Source organism: Pseudomonas sp. BF-B-15, assembly GCF_019946675.1.
In the GTDB taxonomy this organism is placed as follows: domain Bacteria; phylum Pseudomonadota; class Gammaproteobacteria; order Pseudomonadales; family Pseudomonadaceae; genus Aquipseudomonas; species Aquipseudomonas migulae.
This window is the reverse complement of sequence record NZ_JAGYFZ010000030.1, coordinates 38,562-60,521: the sequence shown is the minus strand read 5'-3', so window position 1 is coordinate 60,521 and position 21,960 is coordinate 38,562. Positions and strand designations below refer to the sequence as shown.

Sequence of the window (21,960 nt, the reverse complement as noted above, 5' to 3'; positions counted from 1 at the left end):
GGCGATTTCGACGCCGCCATCGCCAGCAAGCCGGCTCCTACAGTAGACCGCATTCCAATGTGGGAACAGTGATTGCGACTCGGTCTACCGTAGGAGTGAGTCTGCTCGCGATGGCGCGGCAGTAACGCCACAAATCTCAAGGCAGCTCAATACGCTCGCTTTCCCCCGGCACCGTCGGCCAATCCCCGGCCGCCCAGCGCCGGCGCGCTTCGTCGATAGCCGCCGGATCGCTCGACACAAAATTCCAGTTGATCCGTCGCGGTCCATCCAGCGGCGTGCCGCCAAATAGCACCGCATGACAGTCGCTCTCGGCGAACAGCGTCATTTCTTCTCCGGCGGGCAGCACCACTAGCGAATACGGCTCTATCGGCTCGCCATCGAGCTGCGCCTCACCGCTCAACACATACAACGCCCGTTCTTCATGCTCGGTGGGAATCAGCAGCGTGGTTGCTGTTTGCAGGTTCAGTTCCGCGTACAGCGTAGGAGAAAGCACCGGTACCGGCGATTCCAGGCAAAAGCCTGACCCGGCGATCATCCGGATCTTCACCCCAAGGTTATCGCTGACCGGCAACGTGGCTGCCGGGTGATGGCTGTAGTGCCCTGGGCCTTGCTCATGATCCTTGGGCGATGCCAGCCAGATCTGCAAACCGTGCATCGTGAAACCGCTGGCCTTCAGGGCTTCGGGCGTGCGCTCGACATGGGCAATGGCACTGCCAGCGGTCATCCAGCTGACGTCGCCGGCCTCCACCACCTGATCGGAACCGAGGCTGTCCTTGTGTTGGATTTTTCCTTCGAACAAGTAGGTCAGGGTCGACAGGCCGATGTGCGGGTGCTGACGGATGTTCATGCCTTTGCCCGCTGGATAACGGGTTTCCAGCATGTGGTCGAAAAACACAAAAGGCCCGACGCTGCGGCATTTGGCTGACGGCAACGGGCGAAGAATCGGTTGGCCTTCGACATCTTCGGCGCGGGGGCGAATCACGAGCGGAGTGTTCATGGTGCATTCCAGGCTGAGCGGGTGACGCGTGGAGCATAACCCGCTTGCCCGAGCCTTGCCGCTATTGGCTGAACGCGCCTTCGCAGAGGTGGGTTTCGATGCTGACTTCGCTGGTGGTCATCAGCTTGTGTACGGGGCAGCGGTCGGCCACGCGATGCAACTCATCGCGCTGGGCGTCGGTGAGCACGCCCTTGAGGGTCAGTTTGACGTGCAGGGCGTATTTGCCTTTTTGCTCCTGGCTGTTGTCGCGCTTGACCTCTACGCCAACGCCGGTCAGCGGGATGCCTTTCTTCTTCGCGTAGAGCTTCAGGGTCAGGGCCTTGCATGCGCCGAGCGCTGCATCGAAATAGTCGTGCGGCTCAGGCGCCGAGCCTTCGCCACCGGACGATGTCGGGACATCGGCGAAGAGTTCGTGGTCATCGATTTGTACGCTGTGGCGGAAGCCTTCGGCGGAAATGGTATTGACGGTAATGGTCATGGGAAACCTCGGGAGTAGGAAAAGTCATTCGATCAAAAAAGGCCTTGAAGGTATAGATCATTCCTTCTGAGATGCCTTCCAAACTCTTGCCGGGGGGGGGGGGGTAACTGTCATTTATGACAGTAGTCAGGCTTCGTTGAGCGTGTTTGAATCAACTCGACTGGACGCAATCCTTTCTGCAACGGGCAGAGTTCAACGAGTTTATGCGCGCTATTGCCCAAGGAAAGATGTTCTGTTTTCCGGTTCAAGGAGAGAAACAATGGCAATGCATAGCGATACACCCGGTGTGGCGGCGAGCGGTGAGCTCGACCCCTCTTTTGCAATAGGCGGTAAATTCCAGGCACCAGCAGGCACAGGGCGAGCGGTTTCACTGCTGGAAGGAGGTACGTCTTTGACGCTTGCGACTACTGTGAATGCGAGTCGTGAGTTCTGTCTCTGTCGAGTAAGCGAGGACGGAGTGCCGGACACTGGCTTTGGCGTTGGAGGGGTGGTGAGGGGGCGTTTCGATCTGGCAGAACGTTCGTACCTGGATCAGGCCGTGCTGCAGCCTGACAAGAAAATCCTGATGATTGGCACTTCTACGCTTCTCGATCAGGCAGCCCGCCTGGCCTTGACCCGCTTTAATCCCAGTGGAAGCCCGGATTTGGTGTTCGGTCAAAAAACATACCAATTTTTTCCAGAATGGCACTCTCTCAAAACCGGTTCGAAAGCAAGTTTGTTACCGGACGGAAAAATAATTGTGGCTGCGCGATACACTGCGAGCGTTAGCGATGTAGCGGTGTTGGTCAGGCTGTTGGCCAATGGAGAGGTAGATCCCACCTTTGGAGCTAAAGGTGTAGTCATAACGCCCGCTTTTATCACCATGAAGGGGCTTGCGATCCAGCGTAGCGGGAAAATTATTGTTGCAGGGATTATGGGCCACGAAAGCGTCATCGCTCGGTTTGGCGCTGACGGCATGTTGGATAAAACTTTCGCAGTCGACGGTTTGGCGATTTTCGGGCGGGAGGGTTCAGAGTTTTCCTTTTTTGATATCTTGGTGTTGCAGGATGACCGCATTCGCTGCGTTGGTGGCACTTCTTTACAATCGGGCATTGGAGCGTTGCTAGTGGGGCTGGATAGCGAAGGCAAACCTGAGCAGCGCTTCAATGGGGGGGATCCGGTAGTAATAACACAGCGGTTCCTTGGTAGATGGAGTTCTATTAGTGAGCAAAAGGACGGTAAGTTGCTTGTCGTAGGTGGGAACGGAACGGACCTGGTGTGCACTCGATTTTTAACCAGCGGAGCTACCGACACCACTTTTGGATGGGACGGGTTCATGTATCATCCCGGACATTCTGCTGATTGCGTGGTCCAGTCCGTCGGTCGTTGGGTAACGGCTGCGTTTAACGATCGTCTTACATCATCCTGGCTTTACGGATTGATCACCTGATTAGCCCCGAGTGGGCAAAAAAAAGCCCCGCATTGGCGGGGCTTTTTCGTATCAATCCGGATCAGCTGCCTTTGACAGCCTTGCCGTTGACCTTGCCGTCGAGGAGCATGATGTTGTACTCCTTGCCGTCGGTTTCGACCTGTTGCAGGCGAACCAGCAGGTAATCCCAATCCTTGGCGAACCACAGCACGGTGATGCGCTTGCTTTGTGTCGGGTCGCGCACGCGCTCGACCTTGATCGCGTCGATCTGGCCAGCCTTGGTGTCGACTTTTTCCGAACCCAGCACGCGGAAGTCATAAGTATCGACTTCACCATCATCGACCACCTGATAGCTCATGCTTTTCTTGCCGGCGGCCACGTCATGCTGCAGGGCCAACTGGTAAGTGGATTTGTCGACCATGCCGCGGTTGAGCGGGATCTTGACCGCGTCGCCGCGATCGGTGCCGGTGACCATTTTGGTGGTCCAGTCGAAATCCAGGTCAGCCTTCTTGGCTTTGCCCAGGCCACCGCGCTCAAAGTGGTAGGACTGTGGCAGCAGGGTGTCCTTGTCCAGGGTCAGGGTGCTTTCTTCGGTCAGGCTGGCAATCATCATCGATGCCTTGAAGCTGAGCTTCCAGACGCCGTTGGCTTCCTTGGTCAGGCTGCGCTCGGCGGTGCCGCTCATGGGCAGCTGCTTCCAGTCGGCGGTGTAGCTGGCGGAGAAGGGTTGAAGTTCCGCAGCCTGCGCGAAAGGCAGGGCAAGCAGAGCGCAAGCGAAGAGCAGGGCGCGACGCATAAAATCTCCTAGGTTCGAATCAAGTGGCCACTGGCCGCGAGTAACTTGCCATCCAGTAAAGCACCTTGTTCACCGAGTGATAAGCGACCTTCTGCAAACCAGCGTACGGCCATCGGGTAGATCAGGTGTTCCTGGGTATGAACTCGCTGCGCCAGACTCTGCGGCGAATCGTGCAACTCTACCGGTATTACTGCCTGTACGACCAGTGGTCCGCCATCGAGTTCCTCGGTGACAAAGTGCACGGAACAGCCGTGTTCAGTATCGCCGGCCTCCAGCGCGCGCTGATGAGTGTGTAACCCTTTGTATTTGGGCAGCAGCGAGGGATGGATGTTGAGCAGGCGACCCGCGTAGTGGCGCACGAAATCAGCGCTGAGGATGCGCATGAAACCGGCCAGGACCACGAGTTTGGGATTGAAAGCGTCGATCAGTTCGATCAGCGCGGCATCGAAGGCTTCGCGGCCTTCGAAAGCCTTGTGATCCAGGGAGCGGGTGTCGATACCCGCGTCCCTGGCGCGTTGCAGGCCGTAGGCGTCGGCGCGGTTGGATATCACCGCAGCGATGCGGACCGGGCTGTCGCCGGTCCGCGTGCTGTCGATCAAGGCCTGCAAGTTACTGCCGGTGCCGGACAGCAGCACCACCACATCACAGGTGACGGACATTAATGAGCCTTGAGGTTCTTTAGTTCTACCTGGGCCGCGCCTTCGGCAGCGGTGGCGATCTGACCAATGACCCAAGGCTGCTCGCCAGCTTCACGCAGAACGTTCAGCGCGGTTTCAACGTGCTCTTGAGCCACGCAGATCACCATGCCGACGCCGCAGTTCAGTACGCGGTGCATTTCGTTTTCGTCGACGTTGCCTTTCTCTTGCAGCCAGTCGAACACGGCAGGGCGGTTCCAGCTCGCCACGTCAACTACCGCTTGAGCGCCTTTTGGCAGTACACGCGGGATGTTGTCCAGCAGGCCGCCACCGGTGATGTGGGCCATGGCTTTGACCGCGCCGGTTTCCTTGATCAGCTTCAACAGCGGCTTCACGTAGATGCGGGTCGGGGCCATCAGCAGGTCGGTCAGCGGTTTGCCGTCGAGCTGGATGTTTTCGATGTCGGCACCGGAGACTTCGATGATCTTGCGGATCAGCGAGTAGCCGTTGGAGTGCGGGCCGGAAGACGGCAGGGCGAGCAGGGCATCGCCGGCAGCGACTTTCGAACCGTCGATGATTTCGGATTTTTCCACGACGCCGACGCAGAAACCGGCCAGGTCGTAGTCTTCGCCTTCGTACATGCCAGGCATTTCAGCGGTTTCGCCGCCGACCAGGGAGCAGCCGGACAGTTCGCAGCCTGCGCCGATACCGGTCACGACCTGGGTCGCGGTTTCGACGTTGAGTTTGCCGGTGGCGTAGTAGTCGAGGAAGAACAACGGCTCGGCGCCGCAGACGACCAGGTCGTTCACGCACATGGCCACCAGGTCGATGCCGATGCTGTCGTGTTTGTTCAGGTTCAGCGCCAGGCGCAGCTTGGTGCCGACGCCGTCGGTGCCGGAAACCAGCACAGGCTGCTTGTAGCCGGCCGGGATTTCGCAGAGGGCGCCGAAACCGCCCAGGCCGCCCATGACTTCCGGGCGCGCAGTGCGCTTGGCGACGCTCTTGATGCGTTCGACCAATGCTTCACCGGCGTCGATGTCTACACCGGCGTCCTTGTAGCTCAGGGAGGGTTGCTTGCTCATGATCCAGGCCTTTAGGGGGGATTCAGGGGTAACGACCGGGTCCAGTGGGACTGTCGGAACAGACGAAGGCAAGTGCCATGCGCGCTATTCCGACACTGCCCGGCTGTTGCCGGTCTGCGAAGGCGCGCGATTTTATCAGGCTTGAGGGGCAGCGGCCATCCTCAGGCCGACAGCAGGGGCATATCGATACAAAAAAACCGTAATTGCCCGTGTTGGTCGTCTCCCGCTTGGCTGTATAAGGTATCGCGATTAACCGTCTATCGTTATGGCAGTGCGAAAAACTTAACCGGGACGTGTGAATGTTTTGCGTCGGGCGATGGTCACAGCCTTGCTCGATTGTCTTCATGCGGTCAGTTCCAGCCGCTCTTGTCGTCAGGAATCCTCCATGCGTTTTTTCAGATCATTGTTTGTGGGTTGTTTGTCCCTGGTCAGCCTGGCGAGTCATGCCGAAACCGTAAAAGGCCTTTATCAGGTGCGCGAGCCAGTCACCAGTCAGGCGCCTGAAGAGCGCGATCAAGCCACCCAGCGTGCGCTCGACACGCTGGTATTGCGCCTGACCGGAGACCCCAAGGCGGCGCAAAGTCCGGGGTTGGCGGCCGTCCGCAAGGACCCGCAGCAGATCATCAGCCAATACGGCTTCGACGCCGGCCCGCCGGAAGTGCTGAAAGTCGATTTCGACCCGGCCTCGACCGAACAGGCGTTGCGCCGTGCCGGGCTGTCGCTGTGGGGGGCAAACCGGCCGTCGATCCTCGGTTGGTGGTTGAATGATTCCGCAGAAGGTTCGAGCCTGGTCGGTGATGGTCAGGCCGCTGCTGCGCCGCTGCGTCGTGCCGCACAACATCGTGGTCTGCCGCTGCGTCTGCCATTGGCGGACTTGAGTGAACAATTGGTCGCCACTGCACCGAATCTGGAAGGTACGGATGCAGCGCCACTGCGCGGTGCATCGGAGCGTTACAACGCCGATGCCTTGCTGGCGGTGCATGCCCGGGAAGAGGGCGGTCAGTGGCAGGCCAAATGGCATTTGTGGCTGGGCGATCAGAAGGAGGCGGGCAGCGTGCAGGGCGCGGATCAGGCCGCTGTGGCTGACGCGGTGCTGCTGGCGGTCAGTCAGCGTCTGGCGCCACGGTTTGTGGTCAAGCCAGGTACTTCGGGTGAGCAATTGCTGGAAGTGCAGGGCATGAACCTGGAGCACTACGCAACGCTCGGGCGTTTGCTTGAGCCGTTTGGCGCGCGTCTGCAAAGTGTTGACGGGAACCGTATTCTCTACCGGGTCAATGGCAGCGCCGAGCAGTTGCGCTCGCAGTTGTCGCTGGCGAAGTTGCAGGAGGTTCCGGCGGGTGAGGCACCGGCTCCGACGGCGGCTGTCCAGCCGGTGGTCCAGGGTTCGGCGCCCGCTATTGCGCCAACGCCTGCACCGGTGCCGCAACTGCGTTTCCGTTGGTAAGGTTTTCTTTCTTTATATAGATGCATATGGAGTGGTACATGGCCGATACGCGGCGTTGGTTCTGGTTGGGTGGAGTGGTTCTGCTCTGCGCGTTTATCTGGCTGTTGCATCCGATTCTGACGCCGTTCCTGGTGGCGCTGTTGTTGGCCTACTTGTTCGACCCGCTGGTGGATCGCCTGGAAAAGGCCGGGCTCTCGCGGACCTGGGGCGTGGTGGCGGTGTTCGCGTTGTTCTCTTTGATTTTCACCACGTTGTTGCTGGTGCTGGTGCCGATGCTCGCCAAGCAGTTGTTTCGCTTGTATGAGCTGGCGCCACAGATGCTCGACTGGTTGCAGCACACTGCATTGCCGTGGGCGCAATCGAAGTTCGGGTTATCGGATGGTTTCTGGAAATTCGACAAACTCAAGGCGGCAATCAGCGAGCACATGGGCCAGACCACCGACATTGTCGGCATGGTGTTGAGTCAGGCGACCGCTTCCGGCCTTGCGTTGATCGGTTGGCTGGCCAATCTGGTGCTGATCCCGGTGGTGAGCTTTTACCTGCTGCGGGACTGGGACGTGATGATGGCCAAGATCCGCAGCCTGTTGCCCCGCGCTCGTGAAGAGCGCGTCGTGATTCTGGCCGGCGAATGCCATGAAGTGCTGGGGGCGTTCGTACGCGGGCAACTGCTGGTCATGGTGGCGCTGGGTGTGATCTATTCGGCGGGCCTGATGCTGGTAGGGCTCGAGCTGGGGTTGCTGATCGGGATGATCGCCGGTCTGGCGGCGATTGTGCCGTACATGGGGTTTGTCATCGGGATTGGCGCGGCGTTGATTGCCGGCCTGTTCCAGTTTGGTGGCGACCTGTACCCGATGATTGGCATCGTTGCGGTGTTCATGGTCGGCCAGGCGCTGGAAGGCATGGTGCTGACGCCGTTGCTGGTGGGCGACCGGATCGGCCTGCATCCGGTGGCGGTGATCTTTGCGATTTTGGCCGGCGGTGAACTGTTCGGTTTTACCGGCGTGCTGCTGGCGCTCCCGGTGGCGGCGGTGATCATGGTGCTGGTGCGCCATGTGCATGATTTGTATAAAGATTCTGATATCTACAGTGGCGTCGATGAACCTGAGCTGTAAGGTTCGCTGATGGCCCGTCGCGGGCGGCCTGGTTCAGTGCCAGGCTGGCCCGTATCCCTTGCGTGGCTGTCACATGCGCCGCCAAAGAAACAGTCATAAAACCGGTGCGATAACGCAAACCTTTGATTTTGCTTATGGTCTGTCGCATTGTGCGGTCAGCGTCACGGGTATAAACTTCGCAAACTTTACACAGAGGCCACTAACGGTTCCTTTGGAACTGTTCAGTCAGCATGAAACCGATTCAGCTGCCCCTAGGTGTGCGTCTGCGTGATGACGCTACCTTTATCAATTACTACCCAGGCGCCAATGCCGCTGCACTCGGCTATGTCGAGCGGCTTTGCGAAGCCGACGCCGGCTGGACCGAAAGCCTGATTTATCTCTGGGGCAAGGACGGGGTAGGGCGTACGCATCTGCTGCAGGCGGCCTGTCTGCGCTTTGAACAGTTGGGGGAGCCAGCGGTGTACTTGCCGTTGGCCGAGCTGCTGGATCGCGGTATCGAAATCCTCGACAACCTCGAACAATACGAACTGGTCTGCCTCGACGACTTGCAAGCGGTTGCCGGGCGCGCGGATTGGGAAGAGGCGTTGTTCCATCTGTTCAATCGCCTGCGTGACAGCGGTCGGCGTTTGCTGATTGCAGCATCGACCTCGCCGCGCGAATTGCCGGTAAAGCTGGCGGACCTGAAATCCCGCCTGACCCTGGCGCTGATCTTCCAGATGCGTCCGCTGTCCGACGAAGACAAATTGCGTGCCTTGCAACTGCGTGCATCCCGTCGCGGCCTGCACCTGACCGACGAAGTCGGGCATTTTATTTTGACTCGCGGTACTCGCAGCATGAGCGCGCTGTTCGAGCTGCTTGAGCGTCTCGATCAGGCCTCCCTTCAAGCTCAACGCAAGCTGACCATTCCGTTCCTGAAAGAAACGTTGGGCTGGTAAGGCCCAGGTTTTTCAGGGGTTGCGGCATATTTCAGGCGCCACAAAATCCGCTTTCCTGCACGGGGCAGGCTGCGCGAGCGTCTAAATGGGGCTTAAGCGCTTAGATGTAAACGCGAAACCAAGAAGTCACATAAAGTTCGATTGAATTTGCAAATGAGGTTGATAGCGGGCATAGTCTCGGCTTCTTTACAACTATCAGCCACGGTCGTGCCCATGCTAAATCGCTTCGCACCCCTCGTGCCTCTCGCACTCGTCACCCTGTTGTTCGGTTGCGCTGCTCACTCTCCAGTGTCCCAGCAAGAGCAACAACAGCAGGTTAAAAATTCAGTTACCGCGCAATCTTCTTCCGTTCTTTTCCAGGAAGAACTGGCCACCGATAAAGAACTGGCAGACTTCGCCGACGGCAAGTCCTACCAGCTTCCGGTTCTGGCCGACAGCATCCTCGAGCGTGGCATGTCCCTGATCGGTACCCGTTACCGTTTCGGCGGCACCTCCGAGGCTGGCTTCGATTGCAGCGGCTTCATCGGTTACCTGTTTCGTGAAGAGGCCGGTATGAACCTGCCGCGTTCCACTCGCGAAATGATCAACGTTGACGCGCCACTGGTTTCCCGTAGCGCGCTCAAGCCGGGCGATCTGCTGTTCTTCGCCACCAATGGTCGCCGCGGTCGTGTCAGTCACGCCGGGATCTACCTGGGTGACAACCAGTTCATCCACTCCAGCAGCCGCAAAAGCGGTGGTGTCCGGGTCGATAGCCTGGGCGACAGCTACTGGAGCAAAACCTTCATCGAAGCCAAGCGCGCACTCGCGATGGCCCCGACCGTGGTCACGGCACGCAAGTAATTGTCCAGCCTGTCGCCACATCAGTGGCGGCAACGGCCTCTCTGCAACAGAGTAGGCGGACAGTTTATAAGGCGAACTTAAAGTCTTACTTGAAGTTTGCCGCGTACCCGCTAGAATCCTGATCTATTATTGATGGCAAACCGCCTGCGTCCTGCGCAGGCGGTTTTCTTTTCTGCCCTTGCGGTGGAAAAAGCCGCAGCCAGATCAGGATGTTCTGCTTATGACGATGTCGGCCCGCCTCGCACTCATGTTCTTCGCAGCGCTGCTCAGTGCCTGCGCCAGCCGCACACCGCCACCTGCGCCGGTGGTTCGCGCCCCCATTGTCTTCGGCTCCGCGCAACCCTTTTCGCCTGAGGCGGAAGACGTGTTGTTTCGCGCCTTGGGCCTCGTGGGCACGCCTTATCGCTGGGGCGGCAATACGCCAGATTCCGGGTTCGATTGCAGTGGCCTGATCGGTTATGTCTACCGTGACGTGACGGGCATATCCCTGCCACGCACCACGCGCGAGATGATCAGCATGCAGGCAGCCAATGTCGGCAAGGAAGGCCTGCAAACCGGCGACCTGGTTTTCTTCGCCACCAATGGCGGCTCCCAGGTCAGCCATGCCGGGATCTACGTTGGCGAAGGCCGTTTCGTCCATGCGCCAGCCACTGGCGGCACGGTGAAGCTCGACAGCTTGTCCAAAGCGTATTGGCAGAAAGCTTACCTGAGCGCCAAGCGTGTTCTGCAGCCCGAGCATTTGGCGCGTAACCCCTAGTTCGCAGAGGTCGTCATGACCGCCCGCACACTCAATCTCGACGATTCCCTGTATCAATACCTGCTCGACGTTTCCCTGAGGGAAACGCCGCTGCTCAAGCGTTTGCGCGATGAAACCCAGGCGCTGCCGATGGCGCGCTGGCAGGTGGCGCCGGAGCAGGGGCAGTTTCTCGCATTGCTGGTGAAACTCACCGGCGCGAGGCGTTTGCTGGAAGTCGGCACCTTCACCGGTTACAGCGCGTTGTGCATGGCGGCGGCATTGCCGGATGACGGTTCGCTGATTTGCTGTGATATCCCCGGCGACTACAACGCCACGGCGCTCCGTTACTGGAAGGAAGCGGGCGTTGCCGAACGAATTGACCTGCGCCTGGCGCCCGCGCTGGAAACCCTGGCTCGGCTGGATCAGCCAGGGCAATTCGATTTGATTTTCATTGATGCCGACAAGGCCAACTATCCGGCCTACCTGGAGCACGCGTTGCGTCTGCTGCGCGTTGGTGGTCTGGCGGTGTTCGATAACACCCTGTGGAGCGGAAGGGTGTTGGAGTCGAATCCCGAAAGCGCAGACACTCGTGCTATCCAGGCGCTCAACCGCGCCTTGAAGGATGACTCGCGTGTGGATCTGTCGTTGTTGCCGCTGGGCGATGGTTTAACCCTCTGCCGCAAGCGGTAAACGCTGATCCCTGTGGGAGCGAGCCTGCTCGCGATGAGGGCCGTACATCCAAAATTGATGTTGCCTGATGCACCGCTATCGCGAGCAAGCTTGCTCCTACAGGGTATGTGTGTGGCGCAGTTACTGGGTTGCCGACACCCGCCACACCTTATTCCCCACATCATCCGCCACCAGCAAATCACCTTGCTGATCAATCACCACACCCACCGGCCGGCCCATGGCTTTTTCCTCGTCATTGAGGAAGCCCGTCAGCACGTCAACCGGGCTTCCGTTCGGTTTGCCGGCACTGAACGGCACGAAAATCACTTTGTAGCCACTGTGCGGCTTGCGGTTCCATGAACCATGCTGGCCAATGAACACGCCTTCCTTGAATTGCGCTGGCAGCCTGTTGCCTTCAGCGAACGTCAGGCCCAGTGAGGCGGTATGCGGGCCGACCGCGTAGTCCGGAGCAATGGCCTTAGCCACCAGGTCCGGGTTTTGCGGCTCGACGCGAATATCGACGTGCTGGCCGTAGTAGCTGTAAGGCCAGCCATAGAACCCGCCGTCCTTGACCGAGGTGATGTAGTCCGGCACCAGGTCGCTGCCGATTTCATCCCGCTCGTTGACCGCCGTCCACAACGCGCCGCTCCGCGGTTCCCAGGCCATGCCGTTGGGATTGCGCAAGCCCGAGGCGAAAATCCGATGCTTGCCGGTGGCGCGATCCACTTCCCAGATCGCCGCGCGACCTTCTTCCTGATCCATGCCGTTTTCGGCGACGTTGCTGTTGGAACCCACCGTGACGTACAGCTTGCTGCCGTCCTTGCTGGCGATCACGTTTTTGGTCCAGTGGTGATTCAGTGTGCCGCCCGGCAGATCAACCACTTTGATCGGCGGCGACTTGAGGGTCGTGGCGCCGTCCTCGTAGTGAAATCGCAGCAAGCGGTCCGTGTCGGCGACATACAGGTCGTTGCCGACCAGGGTCATGCCGAAGGGCGAATTAAGGTTTTCCAGAAACACCGTGCGAGTTTCGGCGATGCCGTCGTGGTCTTTGTCGCGCAGCAACGTGATCCGGTTCGGGCTTGGGACGCCGGCACCGGCGCGGCCCATGACTTTCTTCATGACCCAGCCTCTAACGCCTTTGCCATCATCGGGTTTGGGCGGCGCATTGGTTTCGGCGACGAGCACGTCACCGTTCGGCAGCACGTACAGCCAGCGCGGGTGATCGAGGTTTTCAGCAAATGCCGCCACTTGCGTTCCCGCTGCCGCCGTGGGTTTCGCGCCGTCCGGCCAGCCGATTGCCGGGGCGATGTTGACTGTCGGGATCAGGGTCTTGTTCGGTTCTGGCAGTCGAGGGGACGGGCCGGTACCGTCGGAGACTTGCAGGGTGGAGGTCTCGCTGCAGGCAGCGAGCCCTCCTGTGAGGGCGATGACGAGAACGAGCAGGGGCTTGTGCATGCTGATCTTCCCTATAAATGCAGTGACCTGATCAATAGAGAAGTGCAAACCCGCGATGGTTCAACCGGTCAGCCGCGGGCTTCCTTGAACAGTACGGCGATGCCGGGATGATAGTTGCCCGCTTCGTTGCGCAACTTGCGGTAGGCGTAGGGGAAATACCAGGCGACCGCGCAGCTGTGTTCCTTTTGCAGGTCGTCGACCATGTCCTGGAGTTCTTCCGGTGTGGCGCCGTGCTGAGCCTTTTGCGGGGCGACGAACAGGCAGCCGAGTTTCAGGTCGCTGGCGTAGCTGATGCGCTTGGCGTCGCTGGTGATATCGGCCAGGGCCTGCGTCAGGTTCAAGCTGTTGACCCGTGGCCAGCGTTGCGTGGCCTGGAGGTAGGCGCGTTCTTCGCTGCTGGCGATGAACAGGTCGGCGCGGGCGTTGCGTTCGCCTTCCTCGTTTTGTTTGCGGGTGGGTGTGTTCTGCAGCGTGACCATTTCCGCCATCCACGCGGCAGCCGAGAGCAAGCCGAGGTTGGCTTTTTCGTCGTACCAGTAAGGCGTGTCGTTATCGCCGCGCACCGCGTTGTAGCGGTCGATACAGTCAAACCAGCGCTCCAGCACCGGGCGCAGGAATTCCAGCTTCGGATTGCTGATGGTCATGCCTTGCATGTGGCTCACCCTTGTTATTGTGTTGTCAGGTTGTGGCGCTTTGATATCACTGCTTGGAGTGTGGCACAAGATTGGCGTCATTTTATTGATCGACGGCAGTTATTCGCCCGGCGGTCTCCCGGCTTTAATTGACGCTCCACCCCCAACCCTCTAACCTTCGCGGCTTGTTTCAGGTGCTCTGTGGCGTCGGTCGACAGAGTGAAACAGGGAAGCCGGTGTGTGCGCTCGTTCAATTCATGAACAACCACGATCCCGGCGCTGCCCCCGCAACGGTAAATGAGTGAAGGCTGCGCCTTGAGCCACTGTGTCGAATGTCGATATGGGAAGGCGCGCAGTCAGGCGAAACGCCGCTCATGAGCCCGGAGACCGGCCTGATCCATTCAGCGGCATCACGGTGGGCGATGCCAGGCTTCTTGCCGTCTATTCTTGTGCCTGCCCGCCGTTATCCAGCCTCAACGGAGAGCTCCCCCATGACTGATACTCCCGATCGTGACGAACGCCATCTGGCGCGCATGCTGCGCAAAAAAGCCGTGATCGACGAACGCATCGCCAACTCCCCGAATGAATGCGGCCTGCTGCTGGTGCTGACCGGCAACGGCAAGGGCAAAAGCAGCTCGGCTTTCGGCATGCTCGCCCGCTCGATGGGCCACGGCATGCAGTGCGGCGTGGTGCAGTTCATCAAGGGGCGCAGCAGCACGGGCGAAGAGTTGTTCTTCCGGCGCTTCCCGGAGCAGGTGCGTTTTCATGTGATGGGCGAGGGCTTTACCTGGGAAACCCAGGACCGCCAGCGTGACATCGCCGCCGCCGAAGCCGCGTGGGAAGTGTCCCGCGAGCTGTTGCGCGATCCGTCGATTGGCCTGGTGGTGCTCGATGAACTGAACATCGCCCTCAAGCACGGCTACCTCGACCTCGATCAGGTGCTCAGTGACTTGCAGGCGCGTCCGCCGATGCAACACGTTGTCGTCACGGGTCGCGGCGCCAAGCCGGAAATGATCGAACTGGCTGACACCGTCACTGAAATGGGCGTCATCAAGCACGCCTTCCAGGCCGGGATCAAAGCGCAAAAAGGCGTCGAGCTGTGAATCAACCACGTCATTGCCCGGCGGTCTTGATTGCCGCGCCGGCCTCCGGTCAGGGCAAGACCACCGTCACCGCCGCGCTGGCCCGTTTGCATCGCAATCAGGGGCGCAAGGTGCGCGTGTTCAAATGCGGCCCGGACTTTCTCGACCCGATGATTCTCGAGCGCGCCAGCGGTGCGCCGGTGTATCAACTGGACATGTGGATGGTCGGCGAGCAGGAAAGTCGTCGACTGTTGTGGGAAGCCGCCGGTGAAGCGGACCTGATCCTGATCGAAGGTGTCATGGGCCTGTTCGACGGCACGCCGTCCAGCGCCGATCTGGCGCGGCACTTTGGTGTGCCGGTGCTCGGGGTGATCGACGGCACGGCGATGGCGCAGACCTTTGGTGCGCTGGCGCTGGGGCTGGCGAAGTATCAGCCGGACTTGCCGTTCGCCGGCGTGCTGGCCAACCGCGTGGGCACCTTGCGCCATGCGCAATTGCTCGAAGGCAGCCTGACGGAAGGTTTGCGCTGGTACGGCGCGTTGTCCCGGGAAACCGGGATCGAGCTGCCGAGTCGGCATCTTGGTCTGGTGCAAGCCAGCGAGCTGAACGACCTCGACCTGCGCCTCGACGCGGCGGCCGAATCGCTGGCCAACAGCTGCGACGTTACGCTGCCGCCGCCTGTGGAATTCGCCGCTCCAGAAGTGATCGCCGCAGAGCCGTTGCTGGCCGGTGTCCGAATCGCCGTGGCCCGTGATGAGGCGTTCGCTTTCACCTACGGTGCGAGCCTGGATTTGCTTCGGGCCATGGGCGCCGAATTGTCATTCTTCTCGCCGATCCGCGACACGCAATTGCCGGAGGCTGACAGCCTCTATCTGCCGGGCGGCTACCCGGAATTGCACCATGTGGCGCTGTCTCGGAATACTCAAATGCTCAACGCCATTCGCGCTCATCACGCGGCGGGTAAACCCTTGCTGGCCGAGTGTGGCGGCATGTTGTATTTGCTCGATTCGCTGACCGATGTCGAAGGCACGCGGGCGGAGCTGGTTGGTTTGCTGACTGGTGATGCTGTGATGCAGAAACGATTGGCGGCGCTGGCGTTGCAGGCGGTTGACTTGCCGGAAGGTTCGCTGCGCGGGCATACCTATCATCACTCGCTGACCAGCACCGAGCTTGAGCCGATTGCTCGTGGCCTGAGCCCGAATGGCGGGCGTGGGGCGGAGGCGGTTTATCGTGAGGGGCGGATGACCGCTTCTTACGTGCATTTTTATTTTCCGTCGAATCCGACTGCGATTGCCGCGTTGTTTGCGCCTGACCGGGAGGCCGCCATCGCTGGCAAGCCAGCTCCTACAGTTGATCACCTAACCCCTGTAGGAGCTGGCTTGCCAGCGATGAGGCCATGACCGACAACGCCTTTTCGGAAGCCGAACGCGAAGCGGTCTACCGAGCCATCGCCGAACGCCGCGACATGCGCCACTTCAGCGGCGGCACCGTCGAACCCGAGTTGCTCCGGCGCCTGCTCGACGCCGCGCACCAGGCGCCAAGCGTCGGCCTGATGCAGCCCTGGCGGTTCATCCGCATCAGCGACCGGGCCCTGCGCGGCAAGATCCAGTTGCTGGTGGAAGAGGAGCGCATGCGCACCGCCGAAGCCCTCGGCGAGCGCACCGATGAATTCATGAAGCTGAAAGTCGAAGGCATCAACGACTGCGCCGAAGTGCTGGTCGCTGCGCTGATGGACGATCGCGAGCGGCACATCTTTGGCCGTCGCACCTTGCCGGAAATGGACATGGCGTCGTTGTCCTGCGCGATCCAGAACCTGTGGCTGGCGTCCCGTGCAGAAGGACTCGGCATGGGCTGGGTCTCTTTGTTCGAGCCGCAAGCCCTGGCCGACCTGCTGGGTTTGCCCGCCGGGGCCAAGCCTATGGCTGTTCTTTGCCTGGGCCCGGTCAAGGAATTCTATCCGGCGCCGATGCTGGTACTCGAAGGCTGGGCGCAAGCGCGCCCGCTCAGTGAAATGCTGTACGAAAATTATTGGGGAGTGAGTCAATGAGTGTGGCGTTGTTGAGTGTCGCCGCGGTTGCGCTGGATGCGCTGCTGGGTGAACCCAAACGCTGGCATCCGCTGGTGGCGTTCGGCCGTTTTGCCGACCGCATCGAGCAACGTTTCAATGGTGGCGGGCGCGGCTGGCGCAGCCACGGCGTCACGGCATGGGTGATTGCGGTGTTGCCGCTGACCTTGCTGGCCACGGCGTTTTCCTGGGCGCCTTACGTTGGCTGGGTCGTCGAGATTCTCGCGCTCTATTGCGCCCTCGGCCTGCGCAGTCTCGGTGAACACGTCGAGCCGGTCGCCAAGGCCCTGCGCAGTGATGATCTGGAGGAGGCGCGCATACGCGTTGGCTATCTGGTCAGTCGCCAGACCAGCGAACTGGATCAAACCGAAGTCGCCCGTGCCGCTACCGAATCGGTGTTGGAGAACGGCAGCGACGCGGTGTTTGCTGCGCTGTTCTGGTTTGCCGTGGCCGGTGCGCCGGGCGTGGTGCTCTACCGATTGAGCAATACGCTGGACGCGATGTGGGGCTATCGCAACGAACGCTTCGAACGGTTTGGCTGGGCGGCGGCGAAAATCGACGACGTGCTCAACTACATTCCGGCGCGGCTGGTGGCGTTGACCTATGCGCTGCAGGGCAAAACCCGACTTGCACTGAAATGTTGGCGCACCCAGGGCCCGACCTGGGACAGCCCGAACGCCGGGCCGGTGATGGCTGCGGGAGCCGGTGCGCTGGGTGTCGAGTTGGGCGGGGCGGCGATTTATCACGGCGAGTTGCATCAGCGTCCGCAGCTGGGCGAAGGCGTGCCGGCGGATGCCGACTCCATTGACCGTGGCTGGCAATTGGTCCAGCGCGGGGTATGGTTATGGCTGCTGATTCTCTGCGTGGGAGCTGAATTCTATGCTTGAACACGGTGGACGGTTGCGCAAGGCCGCGCTCGAATACGGTATCGCCGAAGCCGATTGGCTTGACCTGTCCAGCGGCCTCGCGCCCTGGCCGTTTCCTGTCCCGGACATTCCGTTGCGCGCCTGGGCACGGTTACCGGAAAACGATGACGGTCTGGAGCAGGCCGCCTGTGATTATTACGGCACCGCGCAGGTGTTGCCGGTGGCCGGTTCGCAAATGGCGATCCAGTTGCTGCCGCGTTTGCGGCGGGACGGCAAGGTGGGCGTGCTGTCGCCGTGTTACGCCGAGCACGCCGAAGCCTGGCGTCGCAACGGTTACATCGTGCGTGAAGTGCTGGAGCAGGAAGTCGACTTCTTCCTCGACAGTCTCGATGTGCTGGTGGTGGTCAATCCGAACAATCCGACGGGTTTGAGCCTGACCCCGAGCCGTCTGCTCGACTGGCATTCCAGGCTGGCGCAGCGCGGCGGCTGGCTGGTGGTCGACGAAGCGTTCATGGACAACACGCCGCAACTGAGTCTGGCGCCATGTGCCCATATGGTGGGCTTGATCGTGCTGCGTTCCTTCGGCAAGTTTTTTGGTCTGGCCGGGGTGCGCTTGGGCTTCGTACTGGCGGAGCGCAAGTTGCTCAAGTTGCTCGCCGAACAAGTCGGCCCCTGGGCCGTCAGCGGGCCGACCCGCGTGTTGGGGCAAGCCTGCCTGAAGGATGCCGAAGGCCACGCCAGACAACGTCTGCGTACCGAAGAAGCCAGCAAACGGCTGGCGCTGTTGCTTGAAGAACACGGCTTCAAACCTCAGGGCGGTTGCGCGTTGTTTCAATGGCTGGTGACCGAGTGCGCCGAAGAGTTGCATGAGTTCATGGCCCGGCGCGGCATCCTGCTGCGGTTGTTCACCCACAACAGCAGCCTGCGTTTCGGCCTGCCCGGCGAAGAAGCCGACTGGACCCGTCTCGCGCAAGCGTTTACAGATTACGCCAAGGAAAGCCGATGACTACGCTGATGGTGCAAGGCACTACGTCGGACGCCGGTAAAAGCACGCTGGTGACGGCGTTGTGTCGCTGGGTCACGCGGCAGGGTGTGCGCGTGGTGCCGTTCAAACCGCAGAACATGGCGCTCAACAGCGCCGTGACTGCTGACGGTGGCGAGATCGGCCGCGCGCAAGCCGTGCAGGCTCAGGCCGCCAACCTCGAACCGCACACCGACATGAACCCGGTATTGCTCAAACCCAACAGCGACACCGGTGCCCAGGTGATCATCCATGGGCGCGCCGTCACGACCATGAACGCGGTCGCCTATCACGACTACAAAGCCATCGCCATGCAAGCGGTGCTGGCCTCCCATGCGCGACTGAGCGCGGCGTATCCAGTGGTCATGGTCGAAGGAGCAGGCTCACCGGCCGAGATCAATCTGCGCGCCGGCGACATCGCCAACATGGGGTTCGCCGAGGCAGTGGATTGCCCAGTTGTATTGATCGCCGACATCAATCGCGGCGGGGTGTTCGCGCATCTGGTAGGCACCCTGGAACTGCTGTCGCCAAGCGAGCAGGCACGGGTCAAAGGCTTCATCATCAACCGTTTTCGCGGCGATATTGCCTTGCTGCAACCGGGCCTCGACTGGCTGGAAGCACGCACCGGCAAACCGGTGATCGGCGTTCTGCCGTACGTGATGGACCTGCATCTGGAAGCCGAGGACGGCATCGATCAACGCCAGACCGACAAGGCTGATCAAGTGCTCAAAGTGGTGGTGCCGGTGTTGCCGCGCATCAGCAACCACACCGACTTCGATCCGCTGCGCCTGCACCCGCAAGTCGACCTGCAATTCATCGGCCCCGGCCAGGCGATTCCGCCCGCCGACCTGATCATTCTTCCTGGCTCGAAAAGCGTGCGCAGCGACCTTGCGTATCTGCGCGCCAACGGCTGGGAAACCGCTATCGCCCGCCATCTGCGCTACGGCGGAAAAGTCCTGGGTATTTGCGGCGGCCTGCAGATGCTCGGCGAGCAGGTGCACGATCCGTTGGGCCTTGAAGGTGCGCCGGGCTCCAGCGCCGGTTTGGGGTTGTTGGCGTTCGAAACGCAACTGGAAGAAGAAAAGCAGTTGCGCAATGTGCGCGGGCGTCTGGCGCTGGAAGATGCGCCGGTCAGCGGCTACGAAATTCATGCCGGCGTCACCACCGGCCCGGCATTGGAAAATGCCGCCGTGCAGCTGGACGATGGCCGTTGCGATGGCGCGCAAAGTGGCGACGGGCAGATTTTCGGCACCTACCTGCATGGCCTGTTTGAATCGCCAGCGGCGTGCAGTGCGTTGTTGCGCTGGGCGGGTTTGCAGGATGTGCAGGAAGTGGATTACCACGCGCTGCGTGAGCGAGATATCGAGCGGCTGGCGGATCTGGTGGAGAAGCATCTGGATACCCGACTGTTGCGTGAGCTCTGCGGGATTTGAGGTGGCTGTTCCGGCCCCTTCGCGGGCAAGCCTCGCTCCTACGGGATCGAGAGCAGCGCGTACCTGTAGGAGCGAGGCTTGCCCGCGAAAGGGCCCGCCACCACACCGCACATTGTAAGGAATGAACCATGCTGCAACTGATCCTCGGCGGCGCCCGTTCCGGCAAAAGTCGCCTGGCCGAAAAACTGGCAGCAGACAGCCAGCTCCCGGTGACCTACATCGCCACCAGCCAACCTTTGGACGGTGAAATGAGCGAGCGGGTCGCCCACCACCGCGCCCGTCGTCCAGCCGAATGGGCGCTGATCGAAGAACCGGTTGAGCTGGCCCGCGTCCTGCGTGAAACCGCCCGTGCCGAGCGCTGCCTGCTGGTGGATTGCCTGACCCTGTGGATGACCAATCTGCTGATGCTCGACGACGCCGAGCGCCTGACGGCCGAACGCGAAGCCCTGCTGGACTGCCTGGCCGAACTGCCGGGTGAAATCATTTTTGTCAGCAACGAGACCGGAATGGGTGTCGTACCGCTGGGCGAATTGACTCGCCGCTACGTCGATGAAGCCGGTTGGCTGCATCAAGCTTTGGCCGAGCGCTGTCAGCGAGTCGTCCTGACCGTCGCCGGCCTGCCCCTGACTCTGAAAGGAACTGCGTTATGACTCAAACCTGGTGGCTGAACCCGTGCAAGCCGATCGATGCCCAAGCCGTCGAGCAGGCTGAAGCCCGGCAACAGCAACTGACCAAACCGGCCGGTTCCCTCGGGCGGCTGGAGTCGGTGGCGGTGCAGTTGGCGGGATTGCAGGGGCAGGTCAAGCCGAGCCTGGATCAGCTGTGGATCGCGATTTTTGCCGGCGACCATGGCGTGGTCGTCGAAGGTGTGTCGGCGTTTCCCCAGGAAGTCACCGGGCAGATGCTGCACAACTTCGTCAACGGTGGCGCGGCGATCAGTGTGTTGGCGCGCCAACTCGGCGCGTCGCTCGAAGTGGTCGACCTCGGCACGGTCACGCCGTCGTTGAACCTGCCGGGTGTGCGCCATTTGAACATCGGTGCCGGCACCGCGAATTTTGTCGACGGCCCGGCCATGACTCAAGCCCAGGGTGAACTCGCCTTGCAGGCCGGTCGCGACAGCGTGCAGCGCGCCATTGCGGCGGGCGCGCAGTTGTTCATCGGCGGCGAGATGGGCATCGGCAACACCACGGCGGCCAGTGCGTTGGCCTGTGCCTTGCTGGATTGTCCGGTGGTGCACTTGACCGGGCCGGGCACCGGCCTCAATGCGGCAGGTGTCAGTCATAAGGCTCAGGTCATCGAACGTGCCTTGGCCTTGCACAGCGCTCAGCGTGGCGATGCACTGCAAACCCTGTTCAACCTCGGTGGTTTTGAAATCGCCGCACTGGTCGGCGCGTATCTGGCCTGTGCCCAGGAAGGCGTCGCGGTGCTGGTGGACGGGTTCATTTGCAGCGTCGCCGCATTGGTGGCGGTGCGCTTGAATCCGCATTGCCGCGAGTGGCTGTTGTTCGGTCATCGCGGTGCCGAGCCGGGTCATCGCCATGTGCTGGAAACCCTGAACGCCGAACCCTTGCTGGACCTCGGTCTGCGTTTGGGCGAGGGCAGCGGCGCGGCGTTGGCCGTGCCGTTGCTGCGCCTGGCGTGTGACCTCCACGGGCAAATGGCGACCTTCGCCGAAGCCGCCGTGGCGGACCGTCCGGCATGACCTTGCGCCTGGACCTGTTGCGTCACGGCGAAACCGAACTGGGCGGCGGTTTGCGCGGCAGCCTCGACGATGCACTGACCGCCACAGGCTGGGCGCAGATGCGCGCAGCGGTGGTCGCGCAGGGGCCATGGGATCGTCTGGTCAGTTCGCCATTGCAACGCTGTGCGCGGTTCGCCGAAGAACTCGGGGCGCAACTGGGTTTGCCAGTGCAGCTGGATAAAGATCTGCAAGAACTGCATTTCGGTGCCTGGGAAGGGCAGAGCGCAGCGGCGCTGATGGAAACGGATGCCGAGGCGTTGGGTTTGTTCTGGGCCGATCCCTATTCGTTTACGCCGCCGCAGGGTGAGCGCGTCGCGGATTTTTCGACGCGAGTACTGGCCGCGGTCGGGCGTTTGCAGGCTGCCTGCGCGGGCGAGCGTGTGTTGCTGATCAGCCACGGCGGCGTCATGCGTTTGTTGCTGGCGCAGGCGCGGGGGTTGCCGCGTGAGCAGTTGCTCAACGTTGAAGTGGGCCATGGTTCGCTGTTTTCGTTGAACGTCGAACCCGGCGTCATTCTCAAGGAAGCGATCTGA

23 protein-coding genes and 1 riboswitch are annotated in these 21,960 nt (G+C 61.0%); of the genes, 16 read left to right on the top strand and 7 right to left on the bottom strand.

The window, feature by feature from the left end:
* Positions 1 to 136 precede the first annotated feature (136 nt).
* Positions 137 to 997 (bottom strand): pirin family protein, encoded by an 861-nt coding sequence (locus KGA97_RS12430; RefSeq protein ID WP_223480858.1) that lies wholly within the window; start codon positions 995 to 997, stop codon positions 137 to 139.
* Between the two features lie 61 nt (positions 998 to 1,058).
* Positions 1,059 to 1,475 carry an OsmC family protein gene (locus tag KGA97_RS12425; RefSeq protein WP_223480857.1) on the bottom strand — a complete coding sequence of 139 codons (417 nt, stop codon included), beginning with the start codon at positions 1,473 to 1,475 and terminating at the stop codon, positions 1,059 to 1,061.
* Between the two features lie 259 nt (positions 1,476 to 1,734).
* Here KGA97_RS12425 and KGA97_RS12420 point away from each other — a divergent pair, with 259 nt between their 5' ends.
* Positions 1,735 to 2,904, top strand: coding sequence for a hypothetical protein (locus KGA97_RS12420; protein ID WP_223480856.1), 1,170 nt, complete (start codon positions 1,735 to 1,737; stop codon positions 2,902 to 2,904).
* Positions 2,905 to 2,965: 61 nt separating this feature from the next.
* Here the strand turns inward: KGA97_RS12420 and KGA97_RS12415 are convergent, their stop codons facing one another.
* Genes KGA97_RS12415 through purM form a run of 3 tightly spaced genes read right to left on the bottom strand, consistent with a single transcriptional unit; the run spans position 2,966 to position 5,396 of the window.
* Positions 2,966 to 3,679: a DUF3108 domain-containing protein gene (locus KGA97_RS12415; RefSeq protein ID WP_008039220.1), complete on the bottom strand. Its 714-nt coding sequence runs from the start codon at positions 3,677 to 3,679 to the stop codon at positions 2,966 to 2,968.
* Positions 3,680 to 3,687: 8 nt separating this feature from the next.
* The gene (purN, locus tag KGA97_RS12410) at positions 3,688 to 4,338 is read right to left on the bottom strand and encodes a phosphoribosylglycinamide formyltransferase (RefSeq protein WP_008039219.1); all 651 of its coding nucleotides are present in this window, start codon (positions 4,336 to 4,338) and stop codon (positions 3,688 to 3,690) included.
* Positions 4,338 to 5,396 carry a phosphoribosylformylglycinamidine cyclo-ligase gene (purM, locus tag KGA97_RS12405; RefSeq protein ID WP_008033526.1) on the bottom strand — a complete coding sequence of 353 codons (1,059 nt, stop codon included), beginning with the start codon at positions 5,394 to 5,396 and terminating at the stop codon, positions 4,338 to 4,340. Before purM ends, purN begins: the two co-directional genes overlap by 1 nt.
* A gap of 385 nt (positions 5,397 to 5,781) precedes the next feature.
* Between purM and KGA97_RS12400 the strand changes: the two genes are divergently transcribed.
* The 6 genes from KGA97_RS12400 (at position 5,782) to KGA97_RS12375 (ending at position 11,153) form a co-directional block, all read left to right on the top strand.
* Positions 5,782 to 6,840, top strand: a complete 1,059-nt coding sequence (locus tag KGA97_RS12400) for a DUF2066 domain-containing protein (protein WP_223480855.1) — start codon at positions 5,782 to 5,784, stop codon at positions 6,838 to 6,840.
* A 38-nt stretch (positions 6,841 to 6,878) separates the two neighbouring features.
* Positions 6,879 to 7,952 (top strand): AI-2E family transporter, encoded by a 1,074-nt coding sequence (locus KGA97_RS12395; protein ID WP_008033540.1) that lies wholly within the window; start codon positions 6,879 to 6,881, stop codon positions 7,950 to 7,952.
* Positions 7,953 to 8,182: 230 nt separating this feature from the next.
* Positions 8,183 to 8,887 (top strand): DnaA regulatory inactivator Hda, encoded by a 705-nt coding sequence (hda, locus tag KGA97_RS12390; protein WP_008033543.1) that lies wholly within the window; start codon positions 8,183 to 8,185, stop codon positions 8,885 to 8,887.
* Between the two features lie 213 nt (positions 8,888 to 9,100).
* Entirely contained in the window at positions 9,101 to 9,727 is a 627-nt protein-coding gene (locus tag KGA97_RS12385) for a C40 family peptidase (RefSeq protein ID WP_008033546.1), read from the top strand.
* A 220-nt stretch (positions 9,728 to 9,947) separates the two neighbouring features.
* Positions 9,948 to 10,484, top strand: a complete 537-nt coding sequence (locus tag KGA97_RS12380; protein WP_008033547.1) for a C40 family peptidase — start codon at positions 9,948 to 9,950, stop codon at positions 10,482 to 10,484.
* A 15-nt stretch (positions 10,485 to 10,499) separates the two neighbouring features.
* Entirely contained in the window at positions 10,500 to 11,153 is a 654-nt protein-coding gene (locus tag KGA97_RS12375) for an O-methyltransferase (protein ID WP_223480854.1), read from the top strand.
* Positions 11,154 to 11,273: 120 nt separating this feature from the next.
* On the opposite strand, the gene KGA97_RS12370 is transcribed toward KGA97_RS12375, so the two are convergent.
* Both KGA97_RS12370 and KGA97_RS12365 read right to left on the bottom strand, forming a co-directional pair.
* Entirely contained in the window at positions 11,274 to 12,587 is a 1,314-nt protein-coding gene (locus KGA97_RS12370) for a PQQ-dependent sugar dehydrogenase (RefSeq protein ID WP_223480853.1), read from the bottom strand.
* A gap of 68 nt (positions 12,588 to 12,655) precedes the next feature.
* On the bottom strand, positions 12,656 to 13,240 hold the full coding sequence (locus KGA97_RS12365; protein WP_008033558.1) for a hypothetical protein: 585 nt from the start codon (positions 13,238 to 13,240) through the stop codon (positions 12,656 to 12,658).
* 154 nt (positions 13,241 to 13,394) lie between these two features.
* A riboswitch (cobalamin riboswitch) is annotated at positions 13,395 to 13,630 on the top strand.
* Positions 13,631 to 13,710: 80 nt separating this feature from the next.
* Between KGA97_RS12365 and cobO the strand changes: the two genes are divergently transcribed.
* From cobO to cobC, 9 genes are all read left to right on the top strand, one after another.
* A complete protein-coding gene (cobO, locus tag KGA97_RS12360) occupies positions 13,711 to 14,322 on the top strand; it encodes a cob(I)yrinic acid a,c-diamide adenosyltransferase (RefSeq protein ID WP_008033559.1) in 612 nt (203 codons plus the stop codon).
* On the top strand, positions 14,319 to 15,701 hold the full coding sequence (locus KGA97_RS12355) for a cobyrinate a,c-diamide synthase (RefSeq protein ID WP_223480852.1): 1,383 nt from the start codon (positions 14,319 to 14,321) through the stop codon (positions 15,699 to 15,701). Before cobO ends, KGA97_RS12355 begins: the two co-directional genes overlap by 4 nt.
* Complete coding sequence (gene bluB / locus KGA97_RS12350) at positions 15,698 to 16,348, top strand: 5,6-dimethylbenzimidazole synthase (protein ID WP_223436656.1); 651 nt, start codon at positions 15,698 to 15,700, stop codon at positions 16,346 to 16,348. The genes KGA97_RS12355 and bluB overlap by 4 nt, the downstream gene beginning before the upstream one ends.
* Positions 16,345 to 17,253: an adenosylcobinamide-phosphate synthase CbiB gene (gene cbiB / locus KGA97_RS12345; RefSeq protein WP_223480851.1), complete on the top strand. Its 909-nt coding sequence runs from the start codon at positions 16,345 to 16,347 to the stop codon at positions 17,251 to 17,253. Before bluB ends, cbiB begins: the two co-directional genes overlap by 4 nt.
* The gene (gene cobD, locus KGA97_RS12340; protein WP_008039193.1) at positions 17,246 to 18,238 is read left to right on the top strand and encodes a threonine-phosphate decarboxylase CobD; all 993 of its coding nucleotides are present in this window, start codon (positions 17,246 to 17,248) and stop codon (positions 18,236 to 18,238) included. The genes cbiB and cobD overlap by 8 nt, the downstream gene beginning before the upstream one ends.
* Positions 18,235 to 19,686 carry a cobyric acid synthase gene (locus KGA97_RS12335; RefSeq protein ID WP_223480850.1) on the top strand — a complete coding sequence of 484 codons (1,452 nt, stop codon included), beginning with the start codon at positions 18,235 to 18,237 and terminating at the stop codon, positions 19,684 to 19,686. Before cobD ends, KGA97_RS12335 begins: the two co-directional genes overlap by 4 nt.
* 128 nt (positions 19,687 to 19,814) lie before the next feature.
* Complete coding sequence (gene cobU, locus KGA97_RS12330; protein ID WP_008033566.1) at positions 19,815 to 20,336, top strand: bifunctional adenosylcobinamide kinase/adenosylcobinamide-phosphate guanylyltransferase; 522 nt, start codon at positions 19,815 to 19,817, stop codon at positions 20,334 to 20,336.
* A complete protein-coding gene (gene cobT / locus KGA97_RS12325) occupies positions 20,333 to 21,388 on the top strand; it encodes a nicotinate-nucleotide--dimethylbenzimidazole phosphoribosyltransferase (protein ID WP_223480849.1) in 1,056 nt (351 codons plus the stop codon). Before cobU ends, cobT begins: the two co-directional genes overlap by 4 nt.
* On the top strand, positions 21,385 to 21,960 hold the full coding sequence (gene cobC, locus KGA97_RS12320) for an alpha-ribazole phosphatase family protein (RefSeq protein WP_008039189.1): 576 nt from the start codon (positions 21,385 to 21,387) through the stop codon (positions 21,958 to 21,960). Before cobT ends, cobC begins: the two co-directional genes overlap by 4 nt.

Excerpts from the sequence above, each read along its gene's own strand:
- KGA97_RS12430 (WP_223480858.1), bottom strand. The coding sequence starts at position 997 with ATGAACACTCCGCTCGTGATTCGCCCCCGCGCCGAAGATGTCGAAGGC.
- KGA97_RS12425 (WP_223480857.1), bottom strand. The coding sequence starts at position 1,475 with ATGACCATTACCGTCAATACCATTTCCGCCGAAGGCTTCCGCCACAGC.
- KGA97_RS12420 (WP_223480856.1), top strand. The coding sequence starts at position 1,735 with ATGGCAATGCATAGCGATACACCCGGTGTGGCGGCGAGCGGTGAGCTC.
- KGA97_RS12415 (WP_008039220.1), bottom strand. The coding sequence starts at position 3,679 with ATGCGTCGCGCCCTGCTCTTCGCTTGCGCTCTGCTTGCCCTGCCTTTC.
- purN (WP_008039219.1), bottom strand. The coding sequence starts at position 4,338 with ATGTCCGTCACCTGTGATGTGGTGGTGCTGCTGTCCGGCACCGGCAGT.
- purM (WP_008033526.1), bottom strand. The coding sequence starts at position 5,396 with ATGAGCAAGCAACCCTCCCTGAGCTACAAGGACGCCGGTGTAGACATC.
- KGA97_RS12400 (WP_223480855.1), top strand. The coding sequence starts at position 5,782 with ATGCGTTTTTTCAGATCATTGTTTGTGGGTTGTTTGTCCCTGGTCAGC.
- KGA97_RS12395 (WP_008033540.1), top strand. The coding sequence starts at position 6,879 with ATGGCCGATACGCGGCGTTGGTTCTGGTTGGGTGGAGTGGTTCTGCTC.
- hda (WP_008033543.1), top strand. The coding sequence starts at position 8,183 with ATGAAACCGATTCAGCTGCCCCTAGGTGTGCGTCTGCGTGATGACGCT.
- KGA97_RS12385 (WP_008033546.1), top strand. The coding sequence starts at position 9,101 with ATGCTAAATCGCTTCGCACCCCTCGTGCCTCTCGCACTCGTCACCCTG.
- KGA97_RS12380 (WP_008033547.1), top strand. The coding sequence starts at position 9,948 with ATGACGATGTCGGCCCGCCTCGCACTCATGTTCTTCGCAGCGCTGCTC.
- KGA97_RS12375 (WP_223480854.1), top strand. The coding sequence starts at position 10,500 with ATGACCGCCCGCACACTCAATCTCGACGATTCCCTGTATCAATACCTG.
- KGA97_RS12370 (WP_223480853.1), bottom strand. The coding sequence starts at position 12,587 with ATGCACAAGCCCCTGCTCGTTCTCGTCATCGCCCTCACAGGAGGGCTC.
- KGA97_RS12365 (WP_008033558.1), bottom strand. The coding sequence starts at position 13,240 with ATGCAAGGCATGACCATCAGCAATCCGAAGCTGGAATTCCTGCGCCCG.
- cobO (WP_008033559.1), top strand. The coding sequence starts at position 13,711 with ATGACTGATACTCCCGATCGTGACGAACGCCATCTGGCGCGCATGCTG.
- bluB (WP_223436656.1), top strand. The coding sequence starts at position 15,698 with ATGACCGACAACGCCTTTTCGGAAGCCGAACGCGAAGCGGTCTACCGA.
- cbiB (WP_223480851.1), top strand. The coding sequence starts at position 16,345 with ATGAGTGTGGCGTTGTTGAGTGTCGCCGCGGTTGCGCTGGATGCGCTG.
- cobD (WP_008039193.1), top strand. The coding sequence starts at position 17,246 with ATGCTTGAACACGGTGGACGGTTGCGCAAGGCCGCGCTCGAATACGGT.
- KGA97_RS12335 (WP_223480850.1), top strand. The coding sequence starts at position 18,235 with ATGACTACGCTGATGGTGCAAGGCACTACGTCGGACGCCGGTAAAAGC.
- cobU (WP_008033566.1), top strand. The coding sequence starts at position 19,815 with ATGCTGCAACTGATCCTCGGCGGCGCCCGTTCCGGCAAAAGTCGCCTG.
- cobT (WP_223480849.1), top strand. The coding sequence starts at position 20,333 with ATGACTCAAACCTGGTGGCTGAACCCGTGCAAGCCGATCGATGCCCAA.
- cobC (WP_008039189.1), top strand. The coding sequence starts at position 21,385 with ATGACCTTGCGCCTGGACCTGTTGCGTCACGGCGAAACCGAACTGGGC.